Source organism: Promicromonospora sp. Marseille-Q5078 (genome assembly GCF_050315395.1).
Classification (GTDB): Bacteria; Actinomycetota; Actinomycetes; order Actinomycetales; family Cellulomonadaceae; genus Isoptericola.
In genome coordinates, this window is sequence record NZ_JBNPQG010000001.1 from 42,025 (window position 1) to 60,303 (window position 18,279).

General features: G+C 70.0%; 11 protein-coding genes. 4 read left to right on the forward strand and 7 right to left on the reverse strand.

Features of this window, described 5'->3' with window-relative positions; genetic code table 11:
- Nucleotides 1-207: 207 nt before the first annotated feature.
- Entirely contained in the window at nt 208-879 is a 672-nt protein-coding gene (locus tag ACQFYA_RS00205; protein WP_499120398.1) for an esterase/lipase family protein, read from the forward strand.
- Here the strand turns inward: ACQFYA_RS00205 and ACQFYA_RS00210 are convergent, their stop codons facing one another.
- Entirely contained in the window at nt 880-1,707 is an 828-nt protein-coding gene (locus ACQFYA_RS00210; protein WP_499120400.1) for an alpha/beta fold hydrolase, read from the reverse strand.
- Nucleotides 1,704-2,951 carry a BaiN/RdsA family NAD(P)/FAD-dependent oxidoreductase gene (locus ACQFYA_RS00215; protein ID WP_499120402.1) on the reverse strand — a complete coding sequence of 416 codons (1,248 nt, stop codon included), beginning with the start codon at nt 2,949-2,951 and terminating at the stop codon, nt 1,704-1,706. The genes ACQFYA_RS00210 and ACQFYA_RS00215 overlap by 4 nt, the downstream gene beginning before the upstream one ends.
- Before the next feature lie 68 nt (nt 2,952-3,019).
- Between ACQFYA_RS00215 and ACQFYA_RS00220 the strand changes: the two genes are divergently transcribed.
- Nucleotides 3,020-3,601 carry a hypothetical protein gene (locus ACQFYA_RS00220; RefSeq protein WP_499120404.1) on the forward strand — a complete coding sequence of 194 codons (582 nt, stop codon included), beginning with the start codon at nt 3,020-3,022 and terminating at the stop codon, nt 3,599-3,601.
- Nucleotides 3,602-3,632: 31 nt separating this feature from the next.
- Here ACQFYA_RS00220 and ACQFYA_RS00225 read toward each other — a convergent pair whose 3' ends face one another.
- The 4 genes from ACQFYA_RS00225 to ACQFYA_RS00240 all read right to left on the reverse strand — a co-directional run bounded on the left by ACQFYA_RS00225 (nt 3,633) and on the right by ACQFYA_RS00240 (nt 11,339).
- Nucleotides 3,633-5,069 (reverse strand): Shedu anti-phage system protein SduA domain-containing protein, encoded by a 1,437-nt coding sequence (locus ACQFYA_RS00225; protein ID WP_499120406.1) that lies wholly within the window; start codon nt 5,067-5,069, stop codon nt 3,633-3,635.
- 99 nt (nt 5,070-5,168) lie between these two features.
- On the reverse strand, nt 5,169-6,203 hold the full coding sequence (locus ACQFYA_RS00230) for a hypothetical protein (RefSeq protein WP_499120407.1): 1,035 nt from the start codon (nt 6,201-6,203) through the stop codon (nt 5,169-5,171).
- Nucleotides 6,193-7,869: an HsdM family class I SAM-dependent methyltransferase gene (locus tag ACQFYA_RS00235; RefSeq protein WP_499120409.1), complete on the reverse strand. Its 1,677-nt coding sequence runs from the start codon at nt 7,867-7,869 to the stop codon at nt 6,193-6,195. Before ACQFYA_RS00235 ends, ACQFYA_RS00230 begins: the two co-directional genes overlap by 11 nt.
- A gap of 398 nt (nt 7,870-8,267) precedes the next feature.
- Nucleotides 8,268-11,339 (reverse strand): replicative DNA helicase, encoded by a 3,072-nt coding sequence (locus tag ACQFYA_RS00240; RefSeq protein WP_499127377.1) that lies wholly within the window; start codon nt 11,337-11,339, stop codon nt 8,268-8,270.
- A gap of 460 nt (nt 11,340-11,799) precedes the next feature.
- On the opposite strand from ACQFYA_RS00240, the gene ACQFYA_RS00245 reads away from it, so the two are divergent.
- Complete coding sequence (locus ACQFYA_RS00245; protein WP_499127378.1) at nt 11,800-13,104, forward strand: MATE family efflux transporter; 1,305 nt, start codon at nt 11,800-11,802, stop codon at nt 13,102-13,104.
- A 42-nt stretch (nt 13,105-13,146) separates the two neighbouring features.
- Here the strand turns inward: ACQFYA_RS00245 and ACQFYA_RS00250 are convergent, their stop codons facing one another.
- Nucleotides 13,147-13,827: a winged helix-turn-helix domain-containing protein gene (locus ACQFYA_RS00250; protein WP_499120411.1), complete on the reverse strand. Its 681-nt coding sequence runs from the start codon at nt 13,825-13,827 to the stop codon at nt 13,147-13,149.
- A gap of 258 nt (nt 13,828-14,085) precedes the next feature.
- Between ACQFYA_RS00250 and ACQFYA_RS00255 the strand changes: the two genes are divergently transcribed.
- Nucleotides 14,086-18,204 carry a carboxypeptidase regulatory-like domain-containing protein gene (locus ACQFYA_RS00255; protein WP_499120413.1) on the forward strand — a complete coding sequence of 1,373 codons (4,119 nt, stop codon included), beginning with the start codon at nt 14,086-14,088 and terminating at the stop codon, nt 18,202-18,204.
- Nucleotides 18,205-18,279 lie beyond the last annotated feature (75 nt).

An 18,279-nucleotide genomic window follows, 5' to 3' on the forward strand; every position in this document is an offset into this window, starting at 1 on the left:
GCCACGGGTTCGGGAGGTAGCGTCGGCTCATGACGATCCACGAAGCCGTGGCCGTGGCCAGCGTCGCGGACCTGTTCCGCGAGCTGCACGACTCGGTGGACCTATGACGGACCGCGTGGTCGCGCAGATCCTGGCGGGCGAGCACGCCGACGTCGAGGCCGCGATCCCCGAGGCCGCCCTGCACCACATCGTCGCCGCGGTCGGGTCGTGAGCCGGCTCGGTCGACGCCTCTGGTGGCGCGTCCGCGACTACGCGACGGCCGTACGGCGGCAGGCAGCCCTGCCCACGCGACACCGGTCCTACGAGCGACCGCCCGAACCCGTCGGGACGACCGTCGTCCTCGTTCCCGGCGTGTGGGAGCCGTGGTCGTTCCTGCGGCCGCTCGCCGAGCTCCTGCTCGCCCATGGCGTCGCCGTGCACACGGTCCCGGAGCTCGGGTACAACAGCGGTCCCGTCGTGGAGGGTGCGCGGACCCTCGGCAGGATCCTCGTCGAGCGCGACCTGCGCGACGTCGTCCTGGTCGCACACAGCAAGGGCGGCCTGATCGGCAAGCTCGCGATGCTGCAACACGACCCCGAGGGCCGGATCGCGTCGATGATCGCCGTCAACACACCCTTCTCCGGGTCGGTCTACGCGCGCTGGTTGCCCGTTCGCTCCCTCCGTGCCTTCGTCCCCTCCGACGCGACGCTCGTCGCGCTCACCGCCGAGGTCGAGGTGAACTCGCGGATCACGTCGGTGCACTCCTTCTGGGACCCGCACATCCCTGCCGGCAGCTCCCTCGACGGAGCCGAGGAGGTCGTCCTCCCGACGCCCGGGCACTTCCGTCCGCTGGCCGACCCCAGGCTGCAGGCGCTCCTGCTGGAACGGCTGGCGCGCTGATCAGCCCCGCGGGAGCTGGAGGACACGCGTCAGGCCCGGGTGATCCGGGTTGTCGATGATCTCGACGCCGTCCAGCCACGACGTGATGACGTGGGCCAGCTCCCCCGGATGGCTGAAGTTGATCGCGTGCGCCGCGCCCTCGATCAGCACGACCGTCACGCCGTCCGGCGCGCTCTGGCTCACCTCCCGCACACGCCGCGGCGGTGGCATGAGCGGGTCCCTCGAGCCGATCACGGCGAGGGCCGGGACGGGCACCGACACGAGCCGGTCGAGCGACGGGAACCGGGTCAGCTCGCCCAGCAGGTTCAGGCTGTTGACGAGCCCGAACCGCACATAGTCGGGGACCGCGATGCGAGCCATCCACGGGCTCTCGCGCACCGCGTCGACGGCCATCTGCTTGAGCGCTCGAGCCATGGGCTGGTTGGCGATCCCGCCCGCGGGCGAGACGAGCACCACCCCGGCGACGCGCTCCGGCACGATGCGCGCGACCTCGAGGCTGATCGGGCAGCCCATCGAGTTGCCGACCAGGATCGCCTTCTCCAGCTCCAACGCGTCGAGCACCTCGACGAGCGTGTGCGCCAGCGCCGGGATGCCCAGGGTCCGCGGAGGGTCCGCGCTGCGCCCGTACCCGGGCAGGTCCGGGACGACGTTCGCGGCGCGTCCCGTCAACAGCCGTGCCGTCGGCATGAGGTACGTCCCCGAGATCCCGAACCCGTGCACGTGCACGATCGGGACCGCTCCCCCGACGTCAGGGGTGTGCCGGTAGAACACCGAGCGCCCACCGAGCGTCAGGTACGACTCGGTCCAGCCTGGCTCGAGGCTCCTCACCCGCCGATCGTGACAGAGCTGCGGTCGTGACGCGACAAGGGATCCAGCCAGGTCAGCACACCCTTCGCCGCGACGACGCCCGTGCTGAACGACGCCTGCAGCAGGTAGCCGCCCGTCGGCGCCTCCCAGTCGAGCATCTCGCCCGCGAGGAAGGTGCCGGGGAGCCGGCGGAGCATGAGCGTCTCGTCGACCTCCGACCACGCGACGCCCCCCGCGGTGGAGATCGCCCGATCGACGGGCATGGTCGCGTCGACCAGGACGGGCACCGCCTTGACGAGCTCGGCCATCGGCCCGGGCTCGCCCGGCGGGGCGCCCACCTCGCGCAGCAGCGCGATCGCGACCGGGTCCAGCCCGACCGAGTGTCGCAGCCAGCTGGAGACCGAGTCCTTCGGCCGCCGGCGCCGCAGCCGCTCGATGAGCTGGTCGACGCTCAGCGCGGGCCGCAGGTCGATCTCGACGACGCACCGGCCGCCTGCGAGCGCGTCCCTGATCGCCGCGCCGACCGCGTACACCGGGCCGCCCTCGAGCCCCGTCCGAGTCACCATCAGGTCACCGCGGGCCGCCGCCACGGCCGCCCCGCGGACGGTCAGCCCGACGTTCTTCAGGGGTGCGCCGGCGAACCGCTCCGTGAAGATCTCGGTCCACCCCACGCGGACGCCGACGTTCGCCGCCTGCATCGGCTCCACCGTGACACCGCGTTCGGCGAACGGGGCCACCCAGCCGCCGTCCGAGCCGAGGTGCCGCCACGAGACTCCCCCGAGCGCGAAGACGACGGCGTCGGCGGTCGCGGTGCTCTCTGCGCCGTCGGCGTCGACGAGACGCAGCCCCCCGTCCGGCGCCCAGCCCGTCCAACGATGCCGCCGCTCGAGCCGCACGCCGAGCTCGCTCAACCGCGCCAGCCAGGCCCGGACCAGCGGGTTCGCGCGGAACGACCGCGGGAACACCCGCCCGCTGCTCCCGACGAACGTCGGCTCGCCCAGCCCTTCGCACCAAGCGCGCAGGTCTGCCGGGCCGAACACGTCGAGCATCGGCGCCAGCACGTCCGCCGAGCGGCCGTACCGGCTCAGGAGCCGGGCGCGGTCCTCGCTGTGCGTGATGTTCATACCGCCGTGGCCGGCCAGGAGGAACTTGCGCGGGACAGAGGGCATCCGGTCGTACACCGTCACGGTCACGCCCTCCCGGGCGAGCACCTCGGCCGCGATCAGCCCTGCCGGACCGCCTCCGACGACCGTCACCGTACTCATCGGGCGCGGTCCCGGGGCGTGACGGCCCACCTCAGCATCGGACGAACGTATCAGGCAGCCGGGCCGCCGTGGCACTGATCGAGGCTCTTCCCGACGGGCCCGGCCGCGTCCCGGTTCGCGACCGTGACGGCCCAGCTGCCGAGCATCCTGAGGCCGTCGCTGGACGGGGTCGCGGGCTGGTTGGCCTCTCGCGCTGGGACGTCGTGGATGGCATCCTTGGCACGCCCGACCGCGCGCTGCCGGCCGATCAGATGGTCGCGACCGTGATCCCCGACGTGTTTCAGCTAGCGTGGTATGTGCCCTGCTTCAAATATCTCCGCGCGATCGGAGCCATGAATGCCGACGGCACCCTCTGCGAAAGCTCCGAGATCCCTGACCAGATCCGCAGGCGTGTCGACAAGATCAATGGCTTCCTGGCGTCCAAGACCCTCGACTCCGACCGAACGGTCGTCGATTTGGTGGGCGCCAAGGGCAGAGACTGGCTACTTGACAATCCTTGGCATTTGCCGGCCGTCACGACTGACCTTGCCGGGCTCCGAGCGTTCCTCGGCAGTGAGCGAAGCCTGCGCAAATCACACCGGTGGATGACTCAGTACGGCAAGGTGGCCGTAACCTACGACTGGATGCGATATGCGAGGGTCCACGATTGAATCGCCGTGAACAGGTGTTCGTCAATAATGCTCAATGCTCTGCCAATCTTGGCGGATCGGACGATGGCGCTTTTAGCACGTCTCGCAGCGTCCGAAGACGCGCCAGGACCTCGTCGTAGCCCAGAATGCTGACGGACGACAGGCCCGCCCGGTAGCGCAGGAACGACTCGCGCTTCTCAGGCGAGAGCCGCGAAACCTGGCCGACAATCACTGCTCCGCGGACCTCATTCCATGGGTCCAGATCGAGGCCTGGCGTCTCCCCGAGTCGCCCGGCGAGGTCCCTCGGCACGGACGCTAACTGGGACTGCAGTTGGCTGACTGCGCCGCTCAGGTCTCGATGTGGCGCGTAGACCGCCGCCGTGCCCTTGCCGCGATACTCACGAATGTCCATCAGTTCGGTCTTCGGCGTCTTGATCTCTACAACAAACACGGTGCGGGTCACCGTGTTGACGCACAAGAAGTCGGCGATCCGCGCCCCTCGACCGTCGACGTCCGGCGACTTCACATATGCCTGGTCGCGTGCGACAACGATCGGCATCGAGAGGATCTGCTGTAGGGCGAACTGGTTCGTGCCGAAGAAGCCCTGCCAGTGGGACTCATTTCCCGAGTCCCGCCCCTTCATGCCCTGCTCGAACTGCTCGATGAGGACCTCCAGCGATACCAGTTCGACACTCTCTCGCAAGCGGCCGAAGCGTTCTGGGTTCTCGTGCGCTGCGGCCGGCGCTGCTCGCGTGGCGTGCTCGACCAGCGCAGCCCGGTCGCCAGCGTCCACGACGTGACCCGTGAACGCTTCCTCGGTGATCGCGCGGATGACCTCGTTTCTCCCGTATCGCGGCTCGATCCGCCCTTTGCCGAACAGGTCCGCGACTGCATTATGGCGCTCAGCGTCATTTACTCTCCTCACTGCGGTTTGGGCTCGTGACCGATTACGGTCCACGGCTGCACGGAACTTGTCGAAGCGATCGAGAGAGACGCGGAATGCCACGCCATCGTCGCTGACTCCTTCGTCGCCTGACAGCACAAACCTGACCGTTGTGCAGGCGGTGCGGGTCTCGATTTCGTCAACCAGTCCGCGATAGTCGCGCTTTATTCCCAGCCCGTACTCATAGGTGGCGCCGAACCCCTTCGGCAGCCCTTTCACGCAGAGCAATCCATAGCGCTCGCCCTCGAACGAGTGGTCAGCTACATCCCACGAGGGACTCTCAATCTGAAGCTCCCGGATCCGATCGAACTGATCCGTCCAGTCGCCCCCTCTTAGCATCGTAGGGAATATCCGCAAGAGCCTTTGACTACGGACGAAGCGAAGCATCTCTCTCGCAGCGCGTATGCTACCCAGCGACTTCCTCGTAAGAATTAACTCGTCTCCGTCGATGCGCGGCTCGATCGCACCGAGCCGGTCTTCGACGTCGAAATCTCCCACTTTGTCTTCGTCAAGGGCCCCATCGTCGTTGAAGTCCCAGATGCTCACTCGCGCCTCCGTTGACCCGATCAAACCCCGCTGTATCGATCCCGAGTCCAAGCGGCCCGAGAGCCGCGACGCGCAATCCTCTTTCCACCTCCGGGCCTGCTACGCGTCGTGGCGTAGCCGTCTTGACTCGACATGCATGTTGACCGGCGTCGTCTCGAGGACGTGGTTCACCATTGTCGCTAGGAACGTCGCAGGCGAGAGGTGGGCTGGTGTCCGAGTGTGGTCGATGCGAACCCATGGAAGTTGCGCCAGCGTGCGGTCGATCTCCGACTCTGTCAGCTCGACGGGCTCATCCTCGTCGAGCGGAGCAGTCTCAAGGCCAGCAGCGGCCGAGCGGTCCTCGTCGTCGCCGCCATCGTCGGGCAGCGGGAGGACGTCCTTGCCGTACTCCATGAGGATGACGCAGGTCGCGTGGTACGCGTCGTCCTCGCGACCGAGCTTGCCGAGGAGGTCAAGTAGCCACTCGGCTGTGAGCGGTTCCTTGTCGAACACATCATTGCGCAGGCCGAACGCGAACCCCAGTGCGGAGAGCGGGTGCCGCAGGCGCAGGTTCTTCGCGTCGCCGTACGACTCCTCGATGCGGTTCGGTGCGTTCTTCCCGTAGGAGGAGTCCATGCGCTTGGTTGAGATCATCAGCTCGGGTCCGGTTGACCAGTCGGCCATGATGACGTCGACCTGCTTGCTGTAGTTCTTGCCGAGGATGCTGGCGCTAGACTGCGTGACGCCTCGAACGTTGCCGTCCTTGGCCAGCCGCTCACGAAGTTCAGCGGCCTGCCTCTTGGGCAGAGCGTCGAGCAGCGCGGTGATCGTGGCGGGCATGATCCGCGGGTGCGTGGCGCGAGGCCAGACCGAGTCAGGCTCGAAACCGGCGCGGCGCAGCTCGTACGCAAGCCAAACATCCAGCGCCAGCGCGGGCACACCCGTCGTCGTCTCTGCCTTGAGGTGCAAGGGGACGCCGAGGAGCCGCTGCAGCGTCGCGTAGTCGGGCCGGTACCGCAGAGTCCTGTCGCTCTCACGTACCCAGGGATTGGAGTACGTGTTCCACTCGCTCAGACCGTCGGCGACGATCCGGTCGAACAGAGGCCACGCGAGTGCCTTGGCCGACGGCTTCTTGGGCTTCTTCTCAACGGCCACTCTGGGATCTAACCATTCGTCTGCGAGCCATCTCGGCCCGTGCGTCGCGTGCGTCGGCAAGCTGTTCGAGGTTCACCCGGCCAGGGTCAACAAGAAGCGCTTCGTCGACCACGGCAACGGCTTCGAGCAGTCGGCCTGCCTGCAGTTTCCGAGCTACCTGGTCGCGCACCGCGCGCAGTGAGTCAGCGCGCGCAGCTACCAGCGCGGGCGAGGGCATCGCCCACACGTCAGCCTCTCGCGGCTCGATCTTGAGGATGCCGCCGCCGTACGCCCGGCCGACCATCTCTGCGTTGAGCAGCGTGAGGGAGTTCAAGCTCGCGAGCGGAAGCAGTTCCCGCCCTAGCTCGCGGTGCTCGTCCGCGAAGTAGACGCCATGAACTGAGTTCAGGTGGTACGCGTGCGCTTGGTTGGTCGTCAGACGCGGAGTGTCAGCGTTCATGCACGTCAACAGCAGGTCGGCGGGCTTCACCAGCGGCACCTTGTGCCATGGCTTTCGGACCCGACACTTGTATGCCTCGTTGACCCCAGTCTTCTCACCGGCCTGGATGTACGCCAGAGCCTCCGGCGAGGGGTGCTCGCCTGGGTAGAACAGGTACGTCGCCTTGCCCTGACTACCGAGGCTCGTGAGCATCTGCGACGACAGCACGAGTCCACGCAGGTGAGAACTGCCAGGCGGCGAGAGCCGCAGCAGCTCCTTGCGGGACAGACCGAGCTCGGCGACCCTTGCAGGGGAGAGCGTGAAGTAGTGGTTGCCGCCCGTCACGATACCTAGGGTCGTCTCGCCCCAGGTCTGCAGGTTCGTGAACGCACCCGAGTTGAGTAGCGCACGCAGCGGCGCGGTGGCCTCGGGGGCGACCAGCGAGCCGGTCCACTTCCCGGCCGGGTCCAGCGGGGCCCACGGCTGTCCCGCGGCGAGATTCGACAGGTCCGCGCCGTTGCGGGCCCGTCGGATCACGGCGTGATCGGTCGGTCCTTGTCGGTAGCCTGACGCGAGGAGGAGCACGACGTCGGCCTCGGCCTCGGGGAAGACCTGCTCGTCGAAGAGGACGAGCTCCACCGTGGCGAAGTGCTCGAACAGGAAGCTGCGCACGGGGGCCGCGTAGTTCACGCTGAGCAGCTCCGCGGGAAGAACCAGACCCAGCCGGCCGCCGTCCTTTAAGAACTGTGCGCTATGCACGGTGAACGCGGCCCACGACGACGCCAGGCCGGTCAGCGCAACGCCGGCCCGCAGTGCGGCTTCCCGTGATTTCGTACGGGCCTCTCCAGTCCAGCCCTGGTACCGCACGTACGGCGGGTTGCCGATCACGGCAGCGTAGGTGGGCTTCGGGACGACGTCGAAGAAGTCACGTACGCGAACGTGTGCTCGACCACCTGCGTCGCGTACGCGCTCACGGCCAACGCGCGCCGAGTAGTCGTGGATCTCGACGCCGTCGACCTCGGGCACGGCGTCCGGGTCTGACGAGAGCTTGCGCAGCCGCTCGACCGCTGCCGTGAGGAACGCGGCGTCTCCGGCGGACGGCTCCAACACTCGATCGTCGGCCGAACTGATCGCCCACTCGGCGATGAACGAGGTGATCTCGTCCGGTGTAAAGAACGCCCCTCGCGCCTTGCGCAAGACGGGCGTGTCATCAGGAGCCAAAGCCTGGGCGAGCGGAGGGGACACCACGGACGCCATCATGGCGCATGGGACCGACGGACCCCGAACGACCCGCAGGATGAGGGGGAAACGGAGATGGCTTCAGGTCCTGTCGAGAGACTCACGGCACCTGATGTCTTTGACGAAGGCAACCGCAGCACCGAGTACCTTATCGGCGCGCTCGTCGACGATGTACCGCAGCGGGAGATCCTCGTTCAGCCGCGGATTGGCGCCTACCCTGCAGGCCAAGGCGACGTTGAGCCCCTGATGCCGAGGCGACGGTCCGCAACACCCGCAGCCAAGCCTGAGAAGACGTTGCGCATCATCCACACAGGGCGTCGGCCACCCGGCTTCGACCACCTGCTGGTCATCGTGCGGTCAGTCACACCGGCGATGCCATGTATGCCGCACGTCGACAACAAATCTCATCAGGACTGCATATCGACAAACCGCGAGTAGTGCCCCTGGAACGCGACGGTGATGGTGTCAGTGGGACCGTTTCGGTGCTTGGCGACGATCAGGTCCGCCTCGCCTGCACGGGGCGATTCCTTCTCGTAAGCGTCTTCGCGATGCAGAAGGATCACCATGTCGGCATCCTGCTCGATGCTGTTGTGGACGGCGATGCCGTTGGCGATGAAGTTGTGAGTGTCGAGCACGGTCGCGTCGAACACCTGCTTCTCCCCCACCGGCTCGATCGCGACGACCTCGTCCCAGAGCAGGTCGTTGACGGCCATGATCTCGAGCGCTTCGCTCTCGAGGACCTGGGCGATCTTGCCGAGCCGCTGGCGGGACGGGCTGTGCTTCCACAAGGTGCTACCGCAGAACTGCGTGCCGATCGCCTCCGCGAACTGGCGGTGGGTCATGCCCCGCTCCACGAGAAGGTCGCGCACGTCGTCCCAGACCTGGCGTGGGACGGTGTCGACGTTCGTGTTCGCCTGGGTGTCGCGGATGATCTGCAGCAGCCGCTCCGCGTTCTCACCGCGGTCCCCATGGACCCCGATCTCCTGGAGGAAGCGACGCTGGTCGTCGACGCCGGACACGTCGAGGGTGTAGCCCGGTCGGTAGTTGCCCTTCGGGGTCGCCCGCCGCACCCGCGTCGAGATGCCGAACCGGAGCAGCAGGCGGGACAGGCCGTCGACGAGCGGGCGCGAGGTGGACGCGTAGTAGATCCGACCGCCCCGCCCGTTCTTGTTGACCGTCACGGACCCGTCGGTCGCCCAGATGTGTCGGACGAAGAGCGCGATCTGTTGCTTGGGCAGGTGGAAGACGCTCGTCGGGACGAACTTCTCGTGGCTGCGCGCGCCGAAGAGTCCCATGTCGTCAAGCCACTCAGCGATCGGGTTCCGCTTGCCACGAGCCAGGCGGTACGGCGCAGGCAGCCGTAGCGAGGTGACCCGCGCCGCCGCGTACTCGTCGCGAACCGGCGTGATACCGAAGGCTCCTGCTGCGTCCGTCACGGCGGTGAGATTGTGCTCGTCGATCGATGCGTACCGGATCGGCTGGCGCTTCACGAAGGAGCCGTCGCCGAGGAGATGCGCCAGCATCACGACCTTGCGGTCGTCCCACTCCGCGTTCTGCTCCGGTCCGGGGACGTGGCGTGACACGCCGACGCGCGATCCGACCTCAAGCTTGTCGAGCGGCGTCCACCCCTCGTACGTGAGGAACGGGTGGTTCGCCGTCGCCTCGATCTCCTTGCCCGACGACAGCCGCAGGCGGTACACCGGCTTCACACCGGTGGGGAACACGTGCGTCAGGTGGCGGCGCACGTACTGGAGCCGGTCGTTCAGCGCCCACACGGGGACGTCCTTGGCGTTGAGCGCGAACAGCTCGCCCATCGTCGTCTCGGCACCCGTGTCGGCGCGCAGGATGCGCGTGTCCTCGGTGAGGCAACCCGACTCGCGAAGATCCGACATCGCCGGCTTCTTGTCCTGCCGCTGCTCGGGACCTCGGTTCAGCTGCGAAAGCGCGATGACGGGGACGCCGATCTCCTTCGCCAGGAGCTTGAGGGCTCGGGAGAACTCGGAGACCTCCTGCTGGCGGGACTCGACCTTCTTGCCGGAGGTCATGAGCTGCAGGTAGTCGATGACGACGAGCTTGAGGTCGTGCTTCTGCTTGAGCCGCCGGCACTTGGCGCGGATCTCGGTGAGCGACATGTTCGGCGAGTCGTCGATGAACAGCGGCGCCTCGGAGATCTTGCCCATCACCTTGGCGAGCTTCTGCCAGTCGTCCTCGCCCATGGAGCCGTTGCGCAACTTCTGCAGGTGCACGCGCGCCTCGGCGGAGAGCAGACGCATCGTGATCTCGTTGCGGCTCATCTCCAGGGAGAAGACGACGGAGGTCTGCTGGTTCCGGACGGACGCAGCCCGGGCGATATCAATAGCCAGCGTCGAGTTGTGCGTCGGGATCCTCGCCCGGCTCGCCAGGTACAGGTGCGACGGGTGCTCGATCTCGACACAACGCACCGGCACGGACTTCATACCGCGCACATCGACGATCTTCCAGGCCGCTCCCGCCCGGGACACCGAGTGCGCAGCGCCGTCACGCATCGAGGCGACGATGGCCTCTGTCGTACGGATCGCCGCATCGGCCGGGTCTCCCGACGTGCTGGTCGACCACTCGTGCTGGGCGTCCGCGACGATCGTCGTGCCGTCGTCGAAGACGACCTCGTAGCAGGGCCGGCCCGCCATGACCTCGGTGGCGCGCACGACACGGGTCGGCGTGCCGTCGACGGCGATCAGCTCGTCCCCGACGGCGACGTCGCCCATCGTGGTCCACCCGGTCGGCGTGGGCAGCGGCGTATCGAGCGCCAGGGCCTTGCCCATGGCAGGTCGGGCGGCGATGACGATCATCTGCCCGGGGTGCAGACCGTTGGTGAGGCGGTCGAGGTCGGCGAACCCGGTGGGCACGCCCACCATGCCCTCGCCACGGTTCCCGGCGGCCTCGATCTCGTCCATGGTGCCGCCGATGATCTCGGCGAGCGGCAGGTAGTCCTCGGAGGTCTTGCGCTCGGTGACGGCGTAGATCTCGGCCTGCGCGGTGTTGACGATGCCCTCGACGTCGCCGCCGTCGGTGGCGTACCCGAGCTGCACGATCTTGGTGCCGGCCTCGACGAGGCGGCGCAGCACGGCGCGCTCCTGCACGATGCGCGCGTAGTAGCCGGCGTTCGCGGCGGTCGGGACGCCCGCCATGAGGTCGTGGATGTACGGGGCGCCGCCGACGCGGACGAGCTCGCCGCGCTTGGTGAGCTCGGCGACCACGGTGATGGCGTCGGCGGGCTCGCCGCGGCCGTACAGGTCGATGATGGCGTCGTAGATCGCCTCGTGCGCGGGGCGGTAGAAGTCGTTGCCGCGGATCTGCTCGACGACGTCGGCGATGGCGTCCTTGGAGAGCAGCATGCCGCCGAGCACGCTCATCTCGGCAGCGACGTCCTGAGGAGGTGTGCGGTCGAAGGTGGCGCCCTGCGCCCCCTGATAGCCCGCTTCGAGCTCCTCGATCGACATGCTCACCCCGCTCCCCCGCCGTCGCCGGCGTCCGGTCCGTCACCGGACTCCGACTCCCCGCTGTCAGGTCCACGTTCTACCGTGGGCCACTGACACCGCGGACGACGCTAGGCGCGCCTGCGACCGTGCGCAATCGACGGTGTGGACACAGATGTGGACGAGCCTGTGGATATGCGCCTCAGGCTGTGCACGGGCGGTGGACAGGCATGTGCACAACTGGGGATATTGGCTGTGTACAACTTCCTGCAGGCTTGTGACCTGCGACGACGTTACCCTCAGGCTGTGGAGGAGAAGAAAGTTGGGTGAGGTGCACCGCACCCCGGATCCAGGCGACGGACATCCCGACGCCACCCCTCCTTCACCGACGCCGCCGGACGGTCACGCGCCCGACGGGACCGACCACAGGGTTGTCCACAGGGGCGACAATGCCAGCAGGGACGGCCGGGGCGACCGACGCCGCATCGACCGCGACATCCTCGCCCTCGCGCTGCCCGCGCTGGGCGCCCTCGTCGCCGAGCCGCTGTTCGTGCTCGTCGACAGCGCCGTCGTCGGGCACCTGGGCACCGCGCAGCTCGCCGGCCTGTCCGTCGCCTCGACGCTGCTCGTCACACTCGTCGGGCTGTGCGTGTTCCTCGCCTACGCGACCACGGCGGCCGTCGCCCGGCTCGTGGGCGCCGGCCGCACCCGCGACGCGCTGCAGTCCGGCATCGACGGCATGTGGCTCGCCCTCGGCCTCGGCGTCCTCCTCGCCGCCGTGCTGGCCGCGAGCGCCCCGTGGGCCGTCGGCGCGATGGGCGCCGACCCGGGCGTCGCGGGGTACGCGGCGACCTACCTGCGCTGGTCGGTGATCGGCCTGCCGGGGATGCTCGTGGTTCTCGCGTCGACGGGTGTGCTGCGCGGCCTGCAGGACACGCGCACCCCGCTGTGGGTGGCGTCGACGGGAGCGGTGGTCAACGCGGTCCTGTCGGTGGTGCTGGTGTACGGCGCGGGCCTCGGCATCGCGGGGTCGGCGATCGGCACGGCCGCGACGCAGCTCGGCATGGCCGCCGTCCTCACCGTCGTGGTGGTGCGCGGGGCCCGCCGCCACCACGCGTCGCTGCGCCCGCACCACGCGGGCATCTGGGCGAACGCCCGCGCGGGCGCGCCCCTGTTCGTGCGGACGGCGTCGCTGCGGCTGGCGATCCTGCTGACGGTCGCGGTGGCGACGAGCCTCGGCGCCACCGCCCTCGCCGGCTACCAGGTGGTGAACAGCCTGTGGGGCCTCGCGGCGTTCGCGCTCGACGCCCTCGCCATCGCCGGCCAGGCGCTGGTGGGCTTCGGCCTCGGCGCGGGCGACGTCGGCCGGGTCCGCGCGGTGCTGCGCCGCTCCCTGCAGTGGGGCGTGGGCGCGGGCGTCGTGATCGGGGTCGTCTTCGCAGTGTCGGGATGGTGGATCGCGCCCCTGTTCACCGCGGACCCGGAGGTGCGCGCCGCGATCACGGCCGGCCTCGTGGTCGCGGGCGTGCTCATGCCGATGGCGGGCTGGGTGTTCGTGCTCGACGGCGTCCTCATCGGCGCCGGCGACGGCCGGTACCTCGCGTGGGCGGGCATGCTCACCCTCGTCGTCTACGTGCCCTTCGCCCTCGCGGTGCGCGCGTGGGCGCCCGACGGCGCGATCGGGCTCGCGTGGCTGTGGGGCGCGTTCGCCGGCGTGTTCATGCTCGCCCGCGCCCTCACGACCGGCCTGCGCGCCCGCGGCGACCGGTGGATGGTCACGGGCGCGTGACGCCGACGGGCCGCCCGGTGAACGGCGTGTGACGGCGCGCGGTCACGCCGGGTCTCGCACCGGCACCCGCAGCCGGTAGCCGATGCCGCGCACGGACGCGACGCGCAGCTCCGGCACCACGCGCAGGCGCTTGCGCAGGCGCTTGACGGCGGAGGTCACGGGGTCGGGGTCGCCCAGGTAGCCGGTGCGCCACACCGTGCGGGTGAGCTCCGCGAACGACCACACCCGCTCGGGCGCGGACGCCAGCGTCACCAGCAGGTCGAACTCGCGCATCGACAGGTGCACGGGGGTGCCGCACACCGTGACCTCCCGCGCCGCCAGGTCGACCTCGAGCACCCCCAGCACGATCCGGCGCACCCGGGCCGCGTCGGCGGCCGGCGCCTCGGGAGGCGCGACGTCGGTCGCGGGGGCGTCCTCGGCCGGGAGGACGCCGGCCACCACGTCGTCGGCCGCGGGCTGCGGCGCGACGGCGACGACGTGGGGCGCGATGCGCTCCTCCGCCGACGGGACGGCGCGGGCGTGCACCTCCAGCGCGGGGCCCGGGTCGGACGCCACCGGCGCGGCGGGCGGGCCGAGCAGGGTCCGCGCGCCGTCGGTGTCGGCCGTCGCGATCACGGCCGCCCTCCCGCGCAGCAGGCGGGCCACCTCGCCCACCCGTTGCAGCGGCAGGCCGATGCACAGCACGTAACCGCCGACCGGCTCGACCAGATCCTCGTGGGGCATCGCCGTTCTCCGTCCGAAACGCGCTCGATGTAGGCCGCGGACATCGTTTACCCAGGTGCCTATCAGAGTTCAGACGGCACCGCCCGCCGACGGGACGTCCCCGGCGTCCCCGACCTGCCCTCGGGTTGACCGGGAACTGGCCCCGTACCGCCCTTGTCCGCCGTCGGCCCGCCGGATGGGCTGAGGGGCGGGCCCCGACCGGGCGCCCGTCACGACGCCCCCGCAAACCCTCGGGGGACACCCTCACCAGGAGGAAGCGTGCACTCACCGATCCGCACGAGTTCGACCCGGACGAGGAGGGGGTGGGTCGCGACGAGCGCGGCCGTCGCCCTCCTCGCCACGTCCGCGGCCGGGGTGGCGCCGGCGTTCGCCGCCACCGCCGGTCCCCCGCTCGCCCCGTCCGGCGACGTGCCCGACCCCGAGGACAAGCTGAGCGCCGCCGTCGAGAAGGACCTCGCCGCCGGCCCTGCGGACTTCTGGCTCGAGCTCACCGACGCCGCCGACCTCGACGCGGCGAAGGACATCGCCGACTGGGACGACCGCGGCCAGTACGTCTACGACACCCTCACCGCCGTCGCCGACGCGTCGCAGTCCGGCCTCGTCAAGGAGCTCTCCGCCGCCGGCGCCGACTACGAGACGTTCTGGATCTCCAACCGCATCCTGGTCCGCTCGGGCACCGACGCCCTCGCGACCTCCCTCGCCGCGTCCCCCGAGGTCACGCGCATCAGCGCACCCACCCGCTACGACCTCGTCGAGCCGGTCGAGCGCGACAAGTCCGGCGCCCGCGGCACGCAGGCGGTCGAGTGGGGCCTGCAGGCGATCAACGCCGACGACGCCTGGGGCCTCGGCTACACCGGCCAGGGCGTCACGGTGGCCAACATCGACTCGGGCGTGCAGGGCGACCACCCCGCGCTCGCGCCCCACTACCGCGGCCTGCAGGCCGACGGCAGCGTGGTGGACGACTACAACTGGTTCGACTCGTCGAACGCCTGCGCCGGTGACTCCCCCTGTGACACCGACGGCCACGGCAGCCACACGATGGGCACGATGGTGGGCGACGACGGCGCCGGCAACCAGATCGGCGTCGCTCCCGGCGCGGACTGGATCGCCGCCAACGGCTGCTCCACCTGCTCCGACGCCGACCTGCTCGAGTCCGGGCAGTGGATCCTGGCGCCCACCAAGGTCGACGGCACCGACCCCGACCCGAGCATGCGACCCGAGGTCGTCAACAACTCGTGGGGCCTGAACTCCGCGGGCGCGATCGACGACTTCATGGCCGAGGAGATCGCCGCGTGGGAGGCGGCCGGCATCTTCGGCACCTGGTCGGCGGGCAACGAGGGGCCGGGGTGCCGCTCCACGTCCTCGCCGGGCGCGAACGAGGCCACCTACGCCGTGGGCGCGTTCGACTCGTCCGGCGCCATCGCGTCCTTCTCGTCGCGCGGCCCGGGTGAGAACGACGGGATCCAGCCGAACATCGCGGCCCCCGGCGTCAACGTCCGCTCGTCGCTGCCGGGCGACGGCTACGGCTCCTACTCCGGCACGTCGATGGCGGCCCCGCACCTGGCGGGCGCGGTCGCGCTCCTGTGGGGCGCGGCGCCGAGCCTCGTCGGCCAGATCGAGGAGACGCAGGCGCTGCTCGACGCGGCCGCGGTCGACGTCGACGACACGACCTGCGGCGGCACCGCCGACGACAACAACGTGTGGGGCGAGGGCAAGCTCGACGTCATGGCCCTGATCGACGCCGCGCCCGTCGGCGACACGGGGATCGTCACCGGCACCGTCGCCGACGAGGACGGCGCGCCCGTCGCCGGCGCCGAGGTGACGTTCGACGGCGACCACGACCGCACCGTCACCGCCGGCGAGGACGGCGCGTTCACCGCCGAGCTCGCCGTGGGCGACTACGCGGCGACCGCGACGGCCTTCGGGTTCGTCGACTCCGCGTCGACCGACGTCACGGTCGCCGTCGACGAGACGGTCACCCTGCCGATCACGCTCGAGCGGGCCCCGACCCACGCCGTCTCCGGCACGGTCGACGAGAAGGACGGGTCGCCCACCGCGGGCGCGGTCGTCACCCTCTCCGGCCCGCTGGACGCGGTCACGACCGGCGACGACGGCACGTACACGATCGCCGACGTCCCGGAGGGCGCCTACACCCTGACGGTCTCGGCGGGCACGTGCGCCGAGCCGTTCAGCACCGAGGTGACGGTGGACGGCGACGAGACGGTCGACGCCACCCTGAACCGCCTCATCGACGGCTACGGCTACTACTGCGCGACCGGCTCGGCCGGCGTCGCCTCCGGCGACACGCTGCTCGAGCTCACGGGCGACGACAAGGCGGCCTCCGTCGCCCTGCCGTTCAGCTTCCCGTACTACGGCGAGGAGTACGACACCGCGTACGTCTCGACCAACGGGTTCCTGAACTTCCTCGCCTCGTCGACCAGCCTGTCGAACGTCGCCATCCCGGCCTCGGCCACCCCGAACGCCGCCGTCTACCCCTTCTGGGACGACCTCAACGTGGACGCGGAGTCCGCCGTCTACACCGGCACCACGACGGTCGACGGCGTCGACGCGTTCGTCGTGGAGTGGCGCAACGTGCGCAAGTACTCGCCCGCCACGGACCGGCTGAACTTCTCGGCCACGCTGCTCGCCGACGGTCGGGTCGTGCTGGGGTACGGGGCCGTGACCGACACCGCCACCGCGCGCGGCAACTCGGCCACGATCGGCATCGAGGACGCGGCGGGCGCCGTCGCGTCGCAGTTCTCCTACAACGCGGCGGCCGTCACCGAGGGCCTGTCCGTCACGTACGACCTGGCGGGCATGGGCTCGGTGAACGGGACCGTGCGCGACGGGAACACCCAGGAGCCGATCGAGGGCGCCACCGTGACGATCACGTCGAAGGACGACGGGGACGAGACGGTCGTGACCACCGGCGCGGACGGCACGTACGCCGCCCGGCTCCCGCTCGAGCGGTACGGGATCACCTACGCGAAGGACGAGTACGCGGGCGCGACCCGCAACGCGGCCCTCACGGAGGACGGCCAGGTCGTGACGCGCAACGTCGCGCTCGGCGCGGGGCGCCTCGAGGTGAACAAGGAGAGCGTCTCCGCGTCGCTCGGCATGGGCGGCACCGCGAGCCGCGCGTTCCGCGTGACCAACACCGGCACCGAGCCGGTGGACGTCTCGCTGGGCGCCGGGGGCGGCGGCTTCGAGATGCTCGGGACCAAGGGCTCCGACGGCGCCGTGATCACCCACGTCGCCGACGAGGCCACCGTGCCCGGGTCCGCGAAGCCGAAGGGAACCTCGGGGTCCGGGCTGGGCACGGCGGACGGGAAGAAGGGCGGTCTCGCGACCTCCGGCGCCAGGGCCGGGACCGTGAGCCCCGACCTGTCGGCCGTCCCGCTCGCCGAGACCACCCTCACCCACTCCGCGTCGCAGGACATCGTCGCCAACAACTCGGTGGCCTGCAGCAACCAGGTGACCACGCAGGACAACGCCTACCTGCGCACGTTCACGCTGAGCGACTTCGGCATCGACGGCTCGTTCGACGTGTCGAGCGTGTCCTTCGGCGTCGAGGCCGTGCAGGTGGCGCAGCCGATCACGGTCAACCTGTACACGCTGGACGGCGACCTCACCTACGCCAACATGACCCCCGTCGGCAGCGCCGACGCCACGGTCGGCACCGGTGCGGGCGGCACGGTGGTCTCCGTGCCGGTCACGGGCGAGGTGCCGGCCGACGGCACCCTCGTCGTCGAGATCGACGTGCCGGCCGGCGGGTGGTTCTTCATCGGGTCGAACGACGCCGGCCAGACGGCGCCGTCGTACCTCCGCTCGGAGTCGTGCTCCCTCCCGGAGCCGACCGACACCACCGAGATCGGCTACCCCGACATGAACATCGTGATGAACGTGTCGGGCGAGACGGCGGGCGGCGGCGGCCTCACGTGGCTGGACGTCCAGCCGCCGGAGGTCACGCTGGCGCCGGGGGCGTCCGTGCAGGCCGCGGTGGCCCTCTCGGCCGCCGTGGAGCAGCCGGGCACGTACTCGGCCACGATCACCGTGGGCGAGGACACCCCGTACGACGCGGCGACCGTCGCGGCCACGATGACCGTCAAGGCCCCGACCGGCTGGGGCAAGGTCACCGGCACCGTCACCGGCAGCGGCGAGCCGCTCGACGGCGCGGTCGTGGAGCTCGACGGCAAGGCGTACGACGCGACGCTCGTCACGGGCGCCGACGGCACGTACGCGTACTGGATGCCCAAGGCCAACGGGCCGCTCCAGCTGGTCGTCGCGGCGAACGGGTTCGTCCCGGCCGTCCGCACGGCGCAGATCGTCGCCGGCCAGACGGCGGTCTACGACGTCGACCTGAAGCCGCTGAAGTGACGCTCGGCTGAGCGGAGAACGACGTCGGCCCCGGTCCTCGCGAGGAGGACCGGGGCCGACGTGCGTCAGGTGTCA